Annotated in this window: 12 protein-coding genes and 1 riboswitch; of the genes, 7 read left to right on the forward strand and 5 right to left on the reverse strand. The window is 71.6% G+C overall.

The features are described from left to right. The first annotated feature begins 65 nt into the window (after positions 1–65). The gene (locus tag ACT3SQ_RS08180) at positions 66–533 is read left to right on the forward strand and encodes a DUF3817 domain-containing protein (protein WP_441444004.1); all 468 of its coding nucleotides are present in this window, start codon (positions 66–68) and stop codon (positions 531–533) included. Between the two features lie 111 nt (positions 534–644). Here the strand turns inward: ACT3SQ_RS08180 and ACT3SQ_RS08185 are convergent, their stop codons facing one another. Then, a complete protein-coding gene (locus ACT3SQ_RS08185) occupies positions 645–1,733 on the reverse strand; it encodes a hypothetical protein (protein ID WP_444601039.1) in 1,089 nt (362 codons plus the stop codon). A 29-nt stretch (positions 1,734–1,762) separates the two neighbouring features. Beyond that, positions 1,763–1,879, reverse strand: a riboswitch (SAM riboswitch). Between the two features lie 83 nt (positions 1,880–1,962). On the opposite strand from ACT3SQ_RS08185, the gene rlmC reads away from it, so the two are divergent. The 3 genes from rlmC (at position 1,963) to ACT3SQ_RS08200 (ending at position 4,991) form a co-directional block, all read left to right on the forward strand. Beyond that, entirely contained in the window at positions 1,963–3,129 is a 1,167-nt protein-coding gene (rlmC, locus tag ACT3SQ_RS08190) for a 23S rRNA (uracil(747)-C(5))-methyltransferase RlmC (protein WP_441444002.1), read from the forward strand. 63 nt (positions 3,130–3,192) lie between these two features. Continuing rightward, positions 3,193–3,891 (forward strand): SRPBCC domain-containing protein, encoded by a 699-nt coding sequence (locus tag ACT3SQ_RS08195; protein ID WP_441444001.1) that lies wholly within the window; start codon positions 3,193–3,195, stop codon positions 3,889–3,891. Then, positions 3,888–4,991: an asparaginase gene (locus ACT3SQ_RS08200; protein ID WP_441444000.1), complete on the forward strand. Its 1,104-nt coding sequence runs from the start codon at positions 3,888–3,890 to the stop codon at positions 4,989–4,991. Before ACT3SQ_RS08195 ends, ACT3SQ_RS08200 begins: the two co-directional genes overlap by 4 nt. A 36-nt stretch (positions 4,992–5,027) precedes the next feature. On the opposite strand, the gene ACT3SQ_RS08205 is transcribed toward ACT3SQ_RS08200, so the two are convergent. Together ACT3SQ_RS08205 and ACT3SQ_RS08210 are read right to left on the reverse strand one after the other, a co-directional pair. Continuing rightward, positions 5,028–6,374 carry an alkaline phosphatase family protein gene (locus ACT3SQ_RS08205; protein ID WP_441443999.1) on the reverse strand — a complete coding sequence of 449 codons (1,347 nt, stop codon included), beginning with the start codon at positions 6,372–6,374 and terminating at the stop codon, positions 5,028–5,030. A gap of 259 nt (positions 6,375–6,633) precedes the next feature. Beyond that, on the reverse strand, positions 6,634–7,056 hold the full coding sequence (locus ACT3SQ_RS08210) for a VOC family protein (protein WP_441443998.1): 423 nt from the start codon (positions 7,054–7,056) through the stop codon (positions 6,634–6,636). Positions 7,057–7,270: 214 nt separating this feature from the next. On the opposite strand from ACT3SQ_RS08210, the gene ACT3SQ_RS08215 reads away from it, so the two are divergent. Together ACT3SQ_RS08215 and ACT3SQ_RS08220 are read left to right on the forward strand one after the other, a co-directional pair. Then, positions 7,271–8,185, forward strand: a complete 915-nt coding sequence (locus ACT3SQ_RS08215) for a sulfurtransferase (protein WP_441443997.1) — start codon at positions 7,271–7,273, stop codon at positions 8,183–8,185. After that, entirely contained in the window at positions 8,182–8,661 is a 480-nt protein-coding gene (locus ACT3SQ_RS08220) for a SufE family protein (protein ID WP_441443996.1), read from the forward strand. Before ACT3SQ_RS08215 ends, ACT3SQ_RS08220 begins: the two co-directional genes overlap by 4 nt. A gap of 24 nt (positions 8,662–8,685) precedes the next feature. On the opposite strand, the gene ACT3SQ_RS08225 is transcribed toward ACT3SQ_RS08220, so the two are convergent. Continuing rightward, positions 8,686–9,555: a hypothetical protein gene (locus ACT3SQ_RS08225; RefSeq protein ID WP_441443995.1), complete on the reverse strand. Its 870-nt coding sequence runs from the start codon at positions 9,553–9,555 to the stop codon at positions 8,686–8,688. A 187-nt stretch (positions 9,556–9,742) separates the two neighbouring features. Here ACT3SQ_RS08225 and ACT3SQ_RS08230 point away from each other — a divergent pair, with 187 nt between their 5' ends. Beyond that, complete coding sequence (locus tag ACT3SQ_RS08230) at positions 9,743–11,101, forward strand: M20/M25/M40 family metallo-hydrolase (protein WP_441443994.1); 1,359 nt, start codon at positions 9,743–9,745, stop codon at positions 11,099–11,101. A gap of 17 nt (positions 11,102–11,118) precedes the next feature. Here the strand turns inward: ACT3SQ_RS08230 and ACT3SQ_RS08235 are convergent, their stop codons facing one another. Beyond that, a complete protein-coding gene (locus ACT3SQ_RS08235; protein ID WP_441443993.1) occupies positions 11,119–11,802 on the reverse strand; it encodes a TetR/AcrR family transcriptional regulator in 684 nt (227 codons plus the stop codon). Between the last annotated feature and the right edge of the window lie 70 nt (positions 11,803–11,872).

Genomic DNA, 11,872 nt, shown 5'->3' on the forward strand with positions numbered 1-11,872 from the left:
GGGTCCGCCTTTCGTCGGGCCTCGCATCCAGCGGATCCCGAGCACCAGCTGGCACCATCGACCCCATGCGCCTGTTCTCGACTCCCTCCCGCCTCTACCGGGTGCTCGCCTTCGCCGAGATGATCACCTGGACCCTGCTGCTGGCCGGCATGTTCGTGAAGTACGTGCTGGAGTCCACCGAGCTGCTGGTGCGCATCGGCGGCGGGCTGCACGGCTTCACCTTCCTCTCCTACGGGGTGGTGACGGTGCTGGTCGCGATCGACCAGAAGTGGCGGCTGAAGGATCTGCTGCTGGGCATCGGATCGGCGATCGTCCCCTACCTCACGGTGCCCTTCGAGCGCTCGGCGATGCGACGCGGCCTGCTCAGCGACACCTGGCGGCTGCGCGAGGAGCGGGGCCGCACGGCACCGGAGCGCCTGGTCTCCCTCGCGCTGCGCCACCCGGTCCCGGCAGTGCTGATCGCCGTCGTCGGCGTCGCGATCGTGTTCTCGGTGCTGCTCTCCCTGGGCCCGCCCACCGAGTGGTTCGCCTGAACGATCAGCCTGCCCAGCGCTCGTTCAACCTGCCCAGCGCTGCTGAGAGGTGAAGCGCTGCTGAGCAGCGCAGGGCAGGCGTCCTGCTGAGCAGATCACCGCGAGCCCGCCTCAGCGAGGAGGCACGATCGGATCGATGCGCACCACCTCACCGCCGCGCAGGTGGAGGCGGCTGATCTGAGCCACCGGCATGCGGTGGGAGAGCCGCGGGACCGGCGGCTGATCGGGCTCCGGCGGCAGAGCCTCTCCGAAGCACACCCCGCATCCCTGCACGGAGAGCGCCTGGGAGCGCCGTGCCTCCCAATCCACCTGTGCCGCATGCGCGGCCCGGATCCAGGGCCCGCCATGGGGCCGGCAGGGCCCTGCTCCGTCCTGCCCCTGCAGCGGGCACTGCGCAGGCCGGGCCGTGACCAGCAGGTCCAGGCCCTCGAGCTCCGGGACCCGAGGGTCGGCACCGGTGGGAATCACGTCCAGTCCGCCCGGCCCGATCCGCAGCACCGCCCCCTGCCCCTGCTCGACAGCGATCAGCAGGGCGCTCTCGAGCGCCTGATCCGGGTGGGAGGCGAACAGGTCCTCGCGGGCGGCGGCGGCCGGTTCGAACCAGTCTCGCTGGGTCCCGACCAGCGCTCCGAGGGCCACCGGCCCGCCACGGCGGCGCAGCGCGGCGGCCACGGCGGGCCGGCGGTACCAGCTCAGCCCGGGCGGACGGACCGCACGGGCCCTGCCCTCGACGGGAGCACCGGCCCGGGCTCCTTCCCGGCTGGGTCGGGCGAGCTGCTCGGGCGGCTGCGTGCGCACCTCGAACGGTGCCTGGCCGCCGCTGAGATCAGCGACGATCGTGCCCTCCGGGCTGAGGGTGGGCAGCACCGGCCCCAGCGCCGGCACCACCAGCCAGGAGTGGGCGAGCTCGAGCGGTCGACGATCCCGCAGCGTGGACCGCACGATCTGCGGTGCGGGCGGGGTGGTGGGGCGGCGCCGACGATAGACGAGCCCCTCCTCCTCATCGGCGCCTCTCTCGAGGTCCTGCTCGTTCCCGCCTGTGAACTCGTTCCCGTCCGCGGAGGGCTCCACGTCGAGCAGCAGCTGCGGGTACGCGCTCGCGGTGATCGGGCCGACGCCCGGCAAATCCAGCTCGATCAGCTGGTCGCGCCAGGTCTCGGCGAGGGGGTCGAGGTCCAATCGGTCATTGTCCCGAGTCATGTCTTCTGCCTTCCGACGTGGGCCCTCACGGGCCGCCTGACCGGACGAGCGGCTGCTCTCCGGCCGGGTCTTCCTCGACGGGCACCGAGTTCGGTTCCGGTTGCCGCGCGGCCTCTGTCGAAGAAGTGCAGCCGCGTCTCATGACCCACCTGCGACGGTAGCGGAGGGGTCCGACAGTCGAAGCCCCCACCGGCGCCTGCCGCTGCCCCATGCCTCGTAGACTCCTGGGGTGCGGTGCCATCATTTCGAGTCCGGTGAGTGCAGGTCCTGCACCCTCCTGGACCTCCCCCGCCCCCGCCAGATCGCCGAGGGCCGTGACCGCGTCGAGCAGCTGCTCGCACGCTTCCTGTCCCCCGGCACCACCTGGGGCGCTCCGCTGCTCGGCGCCGACTCCGGATTCCGGGCACGCGGGAAGATGGCCGTGGCCGGCACCGCCCAGGAGCCTCGGCTCACCCTGCCCGGTCAGGCCCTGGGGGTCGATCTCAGCGACTGCCCGCTCTATCCGGACGGGGTCGAGGAGGTGCTCGAGGGGGCCAAGGCGCTGATCCGGCGGGCACAGGTGCCTCCGTATGACGTCGCCCGTCGCCGCGGCGAGATCAAGAACGTGCTGGTGACCGCCTCGCCCGACGGCGAGCATGTGCTGCGGCTGGTGCTGCGCAGCGAGCAGGCGCTCGAGCGGATCCGCGAGCATCTGCCCCGGCTGCTCGAAGCCCACCCCTCCGTGATCGCGGTCTCGGCGAACGTCCATCCGGACCACACCACCGCGGTCGAGGGCGAGCAGGAGATCCCGCTGGCCGGCGCCGCATCGATCGCTGTGCGCACCGGGGACGTCACCCTGTTCGCCCGCCCGCAGTCCTTCCTCCAGACCCACACCGAGGTCGCCGGGAAGCTGTACCGCCAGGCTGCGGAGTGGGTCGCGGAGATCGCCGCCGCGCACGAAGGATCTCCGCGGCTCTGGGACCTCTACTGCGGGCTCGGGGGATTCGCGCTGCACGCGGCGCTGGCCGCCCCCGCCGCCCGTGTCACCGGGGTGGAGGTCTCCGCGCAGGCCATCGACGGGGCCCGCGAGGCCGCCGCCGCTCAGGGCATTGCAGCGGACTTCCTCGCGGCGGATGCCACCAGCTGGGCGATTGAGACGGCCACCGGCGCCGAGGGCCCGCCCGAGATCGTGATCGTCAACCCGCCCCGTCGCGGGCTGGGGCCGCGCCTGGCCACGTGGCTCGAGGACTCCGGCGTGCGCGACGTCCTCTACTCCAGCTGCAACCCGACGACCCTCGCCACCGACCTCGCCGCCATGCCCTCGCTGCGCATCACCGCCGGCCGCTTCGTGGACATGTTCCCGCACACCGAGCACGCCGAGGTCATCGTGCGGCTGCGCCGCACCGATCCGGCCTGACACCCACCCGGCCCCACCTGACCTGACACAGTGGGCCCTGTACATCGCCTTCGAAGGAGCCCCATGACCGCCACGCCCACCAGCCAGCTGACCGACGTCACCCGCACCGTCACCCTCTCCACGGACGGCAACACCGTCACGCTCGAACAGACCTTCCCGGTGCACCCCGAGGAGCTGTGGTCCGCCCTCACCATCGGCTCGCACCTCGAGGTGTGGTTCGGCCGGGCGAGCGGCGAGGTGACCGAGGGCGGCCGCTACGAGCTGCCCGATATGGAGACCCGCGGCGCCGTGCTCGCCGTCGAAGAGCCCTCTCGCCTGCTGCTGAGCTGGGACGTCGGCAAGAGCACCAGTCAGCTGGAGCTGCTGGTCGCCCCGGTCGACGCATCAGGCGCAGCAGAGGCAGCACCAGCAGCAGGTGCCGATGAGGAGGGAGTCCAGGCAGCCCCCGCCGGATCCCGCTTCACCCTGCGCCACACCGTCCCGGATGACGCCCACTGGAAGACCTTCGGCCCCGCAGCCACCGGGCTCGGCTGGGATGCGGCGCTCTATGCGCTCGCGCTCCATCTGCAGGACCCGTCGGTGGACCTGATCCCCCAGCTCGGGGACTTTGCCGGCTCTGAGGAGGGCGAGACGTTCACCCGCTCGACCGCGGAGGCCTGGTTCGAGGCGCACGCCGCCACGGGGGCGGACAAGAAGCCTGCCCGCAAGGCGTCGGTGCGCACCGCTGCCTTCTACCTGGGCGAGGAGCCGGAACTGTCGTGACCAGCACGTCGGACCCCTCGCAGGCAGCACCGGACGGGTCGTCAGCACCGGTGGCGGCAGCGCAGGACGGTTACGCAGCACCGGCAGCGCCGACGGCGCAGGAAACAGCTGCCGTCACCCTGCTGACCCTCGGCGGCACCATCTTCATGACCCAGGGGGCCGACGGCGGGCATGCCGTCCCGGACGAGGCCGCCGGTCAGCGCCTGCGCGGGACGCTCGTGGACGGTATCGACCTGACCGCTCTGGCGATCGCGAACATCTCCTCCTCCGATGTGCGCCCGCGGCATCTGCGCGAGGTGCTCGAGCATGCCCGGCGCGCGGTGGACGAGGGCGCCGCCGGGGTGGTGCTCACCCACGGCACCGACACCCTCGAGGAGACGGCCTTCGTGCTGAACCGGTACTGGGACCGCCCGGCACCGCTCGTGGTCACGGGCGCGATGCGGCCGGCGAGCGTTCCGGGGGCTGACGGCCCGGCGAATCTGCGCGACGCGGTGCGCGCAGCGACAGCCCCCTCGGCCCGGGATCAGGGGGTGCTGGTGGTGTTCGACGGCCACGTGCACCTCGCGGACCAGGTCACCAAGGCGTCCTCCCGCTCCGTCTCCGCCTTCGCCTCCGCCCCGTCAGGGCCGTTCGCGATGGTCGACGAGGGCGACCTCCATCTGCTGCACCGGCCCTTCGACCGCGCCGCTCGGGTCATCCGGGAGAACAGCGTGCCCCCGGACCGGTTCCCCGAGGTCCCGATCCTGACCGCGGGCCTGGACGAAGACTTCACCCTGCTGGATCACCTCCCGCCGCACGCCACGGAAGGGCTCGTGATCGCCGGGGTCGGGATGGGGCACGTCTCCCCCGCCGCGATGCCGCGCCTGCGCCGCCTGCTCGAGGCGGGCACGCCCGTGGCTGTCGCGACCCGCATCGCCGCGGGCGGCACCTCCACCCACCACTACGCCTACCCGGGCAGCGAGGTGGACCTGCTGGAGGCAGGTGCGCTGATGACAGGGTTCCTGCCCCCGGCGCAGGCCCGTCTCCTCCTGCAGGTCCTCCTCGCCGACGATGCCGGCCCGGACCGGATCCGCGAGTCCTTCCAGGCCTACGCCAGCTGAATCCTCAGACTCGCGGCGCCTGCGCGAGCTGAGCCCTCAGACTCGGGCCCGCAGGATCTCGCCGAGCACGGCGCCGTCGGCCTCGGGGAACTCCAGGCCCAGCAGATGGGCGAAGGTCGCCGCCTCGTCGGGGACGGTGCAGCGGTGGAAGCGCACGCCCTCGGCGATGTCGGGGCCGGCCATCGCGAACACGGCCTGGATGTCCTGCTCGGGCAGGTGACCGTGCTGGGAGATGAGGAAGGTGTAGTCCTCGTCGAAGCGGCCGTACAGCGAGCGGCCCTCCCACAGGTTCTGGAAATTCGTGCCGCTGGTGCCCTCGAGCACGCCGAGGAAGGGGCCCGCGTAGCCGTAGTCCTCGGTCATGTCCGCCAGCGGGTGGAAGGCCGCGACGGGGATCTCGGGATCCTCGACCCAGTCCTCGACCAGGGCGAGCACCTTCTCGAGCGTGGTCTCGTCGGCCTCAGGGTTCAGATACAGCTGGCCGGTGAGCCCGCAGCCGTGCACCCAGGCGTCCCAGCTGCTGACGTCCCCGGACTCGTCGAGTCGCACGAAGCCGCGCTCGACCAGCAGGTTGTTGCCGCGGAAGCAGCGGCCCACCTCGACGTGCCCGTGATCGGAGACGATCGCGACGTTGGTCTCCTCCGCGATGCCTGCGTCCTCGAGGGCGTCGAGGATCTCGCCGATCCAGCCGTCGACGCGCTCGAATGCCTCCTTGACCTCGGGGGTGAAGCGGCCGGTGGAGTGGCGTGCGGAGTCCACGTCGACCAGGTGCACGAACAGCACGTCGGGGCGGTCGGTGCGGAGGATGTCGGTGGCGACGGCGGTGTTGAAGCGGCCGAAGACCTGCTTGCGCTCCCAGCTGATCTCGCCCGCGTGGCGGTCCACGTACTCACGCCCACGGGGCGTGGAGGCGTCCCTCAGCACGGCGAGGGTCTGCTCGAGCCCGGCCCGGTCCCAGATCTCCGGCACCGCGATGTCGATCGAGGGCGACCAGCCGGTGACCGGCCAGCCCACGCTCGCAGTGGTGAGACCCTGCTCCTTCGCGAGGTCGAAGATCGTGGGGCTGGCGATGTCGCGCGCGTCCCAGAACCAGTCGGGCACGCGGACACCCGGGGAGACCTTCTCGTTGGCGTAGATGCCGTGCCCGTCGGCGGTGCGGGCGGTGGTCTGCGCGGTGTGGTTGGGGTAAGTCACCGTGGGGTAGATCGCCTCGGCGCTGCCCCAACCGCCGGCGAGGATGCGGGCGAAGTTGGGCAGGGTGCGGGCGAAGGGCACGTCGACGTCGCTCATCGCATCGACTGAGAGCACCACCAGGCGGCGGCGTCCATCGGGGGCGGTGCGGGCGGGGCTCTCGGGACGGGCGGTCTGGACGGTATCGCTCACGGGGACTCCTCAGGGGCGGCGCGGGTGGAAGCGCTCCCACGCTAGGAGCACCCGGTCACGCCCCGGGGACGCCGCGGTGAACGTGACGGGAACAGGTCCCTCGGATCCGTTCATCGTCGCCCGGGCCGCTCCACCCGTCCGGAGGTGGAACGGCCCGGAGTCAGGGCTCCGGCCCACGCGGGAGTGGTCGCCCACCGGGGGCGGTCGCTCACCGGAGGCGGCCACTCACCGGAGGCGGCCACTCACCGGAGGCAACTACTCACACGGAGCGGCACAGGCAGAACGGGTGGCCCGCCGGGTCGAGGTAGACCCGGAAGCCGCCCGATCCGGAGGGCTGATGATCGTGGACGACAGCGCCGAGCGCCAGTGCGCGCGGTTCTGCGGCGTCGATGTCCGAGACCGCGAAGTCCAGGTGGAACTGCTGGGGATGCTCCCCACCCGGCCAGGTCGGGCGCTGGTAGTCGTCGATGCGCTGGAAGGCGAGGGTGGCCTGCCCGCCTGGCTCGTCGGCCGAGATCCGGCCGGTCGGCGGCAACAGCTCGGCCCAGTCGGAGTCGCTGCCCTCCTCCACGCGCCAGCCCATGAGCTTCGCGTAGAAGGTCGCGAGCTGCAGCGCGTCGGGGCAGTCCAGAACGGTGACATCGAGCAGGGGGATGACGGGTTCCTGATCCGGGTTCTCCATGCGCCCACCGTAGGAGCCGGACGGGCGCATGGGAAGGGGTGCGGGCTGCCCGCTCCGAGCGCAGGGAGATGCGGCATGGACTCTCCGCCGCGAGCGAAGGGGGCGAGGCGAGGGCTGTCCGCCGAGGGCGAAGGGCTCGGTGCGCCATTGGCCGCGCTCCGGTGACAGACTGGGGGTACATGTCGCGCGCCATCGACCGTCGAAAGGTGAACTGATGACCGTTCCTGTTGATCCCACGCCTGCCCTGCAGGAGTACACCCACCCCGAGAAGCTGGTGACCACGCAGTGGCTCGCCGACCAGCTCGCCGCCGGGCGCCCTGATGGGCTCGTGGTCGTCGAGTCCGATGAGGATGTGCTGCTCTACGAGACCGGCCATATCCCTGGCGCGGTGAAGATCGACTGGCACCTGGATCTCAACGACCCGGTCACCCGCGACTACGTGGGCGGCGAGGGCTTCGCGAAGCTCATGGACGCCTCCGGCATCACCCGCGACACCACCGTGGTGGTCTACGGCGACAAGTCCAACTGGTGGGCCGCCTACGCCCTGTGGGTCTTCGAGCTGTTCGGCCATGCGGACGTGCGCCTGCTCGACGGCGGCCGTGCGGCCTGGCAGGCCGAGGGTCGAGAGCTGACCACCTCGGAGGACGGCAAGCCCGCCCCCACCAGCGGCTACCCCGTCATCGAGCGCGAGGACGCCCCGATCCGCGCCTACCGCGAGGACGTCCTGGACTTCCTCGGCGGGCCGCTGATCGATGTGCGCTCCCCCCAGGAGTACTCCGGCGAGCGCACCCACATGCCGGACTACCCGCAGGAGGGCACCGTGCGCGGCGGGCACATCCCCACCGCGCGCTCCGTGCCGTGGGCCCGCGCCGCCGCCGAGGATGGCCGCTTCAAGCCGCGCGCCGAGCTCGAGGCGATCTACCAGGGAGAGCTCGGTTTCGAGACCTCAACTCCCACGATCGTGTACTGCCGCATCGGAGAGCGCTCGGCGCACAGCTGGTTCGTGCTCACCTACCTGCTGGGCTTCGAGAACGTGCGCAACTACGACGGCTCCTGGACCGAGTGGGGCAACGGCGTGCGCCTGCCGATCGCGCAGGGCACCGAGCCGGGCGAGGTCCCCGCGCGATGACCGACGGCACGTCCACCTCCGACACTGCGTCCGGCGCAGGTCTCCCCGAGTCGTTCGCGGAGATCGCCGACGACTTCCACGCCCTGACCGGGCGGGATCGGCTGCAGCTGCTGCTGGAGTTCTCCCACGGCCTGCCCGCCCTGCCGGAGCGCTACGCCGAGCATCCCGAGCTGCTCGAGCCGGTCCCGGAGTGCCAGTCACCGATCTTCCTGATCACCGAGGTGGAGGGCACGGGCCGCGAGGCGACCGCGCGCCTGTTCTTCTCCGCCCCGCCGGAAGCGCCGACCACCCGCGGCTTCGCAGCGATCCTCGCGGAGGCGCTGGACGGCCGCAGCGTCGGCGAGGTGCTCGACACCCCGGAGACGGTCACCGGCGCGCTGGGCCTGGCCGAGGTGGTCAGCCCGCTCCGGCTGAACGGCATGGCCGGGATGCTCGCCCGGATCAAGCGCCAGCTCACGGTGAAGGCCGGCCTCTGACCTGACGAGGCTCTGTGCAGTGAATCAGAGCGGCGGGGTGCGGGGCGTGCCCCCCGGCGGCTTCTGCTCCCCGCCCGTCGTGCCGCGGTGGCCGTACCGTTCGTACGCCCTGCCCGCGGCGCGCTCCGCGCCCGAGCGCAGCACCCCGAAAGCCGCGCGTCCCGCCTCGGACTGCGCGAACTCGAAGGCCGATCGCGCCCGACGGCTGAAATCGGCGCGCTCCTCGGCAGTGGCGTGCTCATCCCCGGGGCCGCCGGCCGGCGAGGCGAAGTCCCCGTCGTCCTCGCCGCTCTCGACCCGGGCATGCCGGTCCCGCGCCACCTTCAGCTCGAGCGGCACCCGCACCTGCCGCACCAGGGCGGTGCGCATGTCCTCGCGGATCTGGGAGGCCTGCTCGTCCAGATAGTCGTCGAGCGCGATCGCCCCATCCTGCAGCGCGAAGGCCCTGCCCAGCAGGAACGACGCGAGATCAGAGGCGACCTCGGGCGAGAGGCCGTAGGCATCGGAGGAACCGCGCGCCTCGCGGAGCTCCACCGCGTCATCGCGCTCCAGCGGGCTGGGAGCGATGTCCACGGCGCTCAGCACGTCCTCCACAAAAGCGTGGAAGGCGGCATCCCCGGGCACATCGGCCTGGCGCAGCTCCACCCGGCTGGTCCCGTCGGGCAGACGCAGCCGGGAGATGCCCTCCCGCGCGAACTCATCCTTCGCAGCGCGGCGCAGCAGGCGCCGTGCGGCCCGCTCCAGATGACCGGCATCCGCATCACGGGAGATCTCCGGCGCGACCGCCCTCGCGTCGGCGATCAGGGAAGCACGGGCGCCCGAGGCTTCGGCGCGCCTGCGCACCGTGCCCGGCAGCGCGGCGAGCCGTTCGCGGAACGTGAAGATCTGCACCATGGGCGCACCTCCTGGAGGAGTAGGCGTGAGGTCCCCATCGTACGGACGCCAGAGCCGGAGGCCGAGACCTGAGACGGAACGGCCGGACACCGGCTTCCCGGCCGCCCGCCTCGAGGACTGATCCCTTCCGCGCGGCCCGGGTGCCGCCGAGTACGGTGAGGACACCCGACCCGAGGAGGACCCCGGCATGCCGATCGCCGCCCCCACCGCCGACGAGCTCATCACGCTGCAGGACGAGGCGGTCCGCTTCACCCGCGAGCTGATCCGCATCGACACCACCAACTTCGGCGGGAACGACCCCGCCACCTGGGGCAAGGGCGAGACCGAAGCTGCGGAGCACGTCGTCGCGGCGCTGCGCGAGGTGGGGCTCGAGCCGACGGTCATCGAATCTGCGCCCGGCCGCCCCAGCGTGATGGTGACGATCCCGGGCGAGGATCGCTCGCGCGGCGGGCTCATCCTCCACGGCCACCTCGACGTGGTGCCCGCGAAGGCGGAGGACTGGTCGGTGGATCCCTTCGCCGCCGAGCTGATCGACGGCATGATCTACGGCCGCGGCGCCGTGGACATGAAGGACATGGTCGCGATGCTGCTCGCGATCGCCCGCCATCTCGCCCGCACCGGACAGGTCCCTCCCCGGGACCTGATGTTCGCCTTCTTCGCCGACGAGGAGAACGGCAGCGTGTGGGGCGCGCAGTGGCTGGTCGAGAACCACCCCGAGCTGTTCGAGGGCATGACCGAGGCGATCAGCGAGGTGGGCGGATACTCGATCACCCTTCCCGAGAAGGAGACCGGCCAGGACGTGCGCGCCTACCTGGTCCAGACCGCCGAGAAGGGGATCGCCTGGGGGCGCCTGCGCGCCCACGGCCGGGCCGGCCACGGCTCGGTCCCGAACGACGAGAACGCGATCGTGCGCCTCGCCCGCGCGATCACCGCGATCGACGAGCACGAGTTCCCGATCGAGTTCATCGCCAGCGTGCGGGCCCTGTTCGACGGGATCACCGAGATCACCGGGGTGGGCTGGGACGAAGAGGACATCGAGTCGTTCCTGCCGTTGACCGGCGGGGCGCGCCACTTCGTCTCCGGCACCCTGCGCGACTCGGCGAACCTGACCATGCTCGACAGCGGCTACAAGGTCAATGTCATCCCGCAGACCGCGGAGGCCGGCATCGACTGCCGCTTCCTGCCGGGCCACCAGGAGCAGCTGCTGGAACTGCTGGACGAGCTGGTCGGGGAGCATGTCGAGGTGGTCATGGACCACATCGGCGTCTCGGTCGACTCGCCACGGGAAGGACCGCTGGTGGACGCGATGACCGCCGCCATCCAGGCCGAGGACCCGGGATCCCGGGTGCTCCCCTATGCCCTGAGCGCGGGGACGGACAACAAGCCGCTGAGTGCGCTGGGGATCACCGGCTACGGCTTCGCACCGCTCCAGCTGCCAGCCGATCTCGACTTCGCCCCACTGTTCCATGGAGTAGACGAGCGGGTGCCGGTGGACGCGGTGCGCTTCGGCGCAAGGGTCCTGCTGCGCCTGGTCAGCGACTGCTGAGCCGGCCGCTCAGACGCTCAGTCCTCGAGGGCGTCGTCCGGGTCTGCGGTGCGGCACAGCGCGAGCAGCTCGGCCGCCGCGATCGGATCCTCCGGACCGATCCCCGTGTACCAGCTGGGCGCGAAGGCCAGGACCGTCTCCAGCAGGGAGGTGGCGTCGAGCGACTCGCCTTCGGTGGCCCGCTGCTCGGTCTCCACCAGCCACTGCGCGGCCAGGGCCAGCGCCGAGCCCGCGATGGAGCGGCCTGCCGACTCCGTCCGCAGGCGGACAGGCACCCGATCGCCGAGGCGGGTCAGGGCTTCCCCGTGCAGCTTCGTCATCGTGTCGACCAGGATCATGAAGGTCCGGTGAGAGAACTTCCAGTCCAGCGCACCGCGCAGGAATGCATGATGCCGCTCGACATAGGCCACGAACATCCCGAAGCCGAACTGCACCGCGTCCTGCAGGCTCTGCTTCTCCTGGGAGAAGACGACCCCGCGCTTCCAGGCGGCATCGAACATCTGCTGGAGCATCGCACCCATCAGGTCATCGAGCCCGGAGAAGTGGCTGTAGAACGCGGCCCGGCTGACACCGGCTCGCTTCGCGAGGGCATTGACCGTCACCTCCCCGTCGAGGGCGGTGAGGTCTCGGGCGGCGGCGAAGATCGCGGCCTTGGTGCGTGCCGGTCGGGGATCCGGGGCGCGGTCGCTCATGCTGGGCATCTGCCCATAGTAGCCCCGAGAAGATGTCCAGGGCCTGCACCGATACGTCGACCACTGCGGCAGGATGGGG

The organism is Brachybacterium sp. AOP42-C2-15 (assembly GCF_052377065.1).
Taxonomy (GTDB): domain Bacteria; phylum Actinomycetota; class Actinomycetes; order Actinomycetales; family Dermabacteraceae; genus Brachybacterium.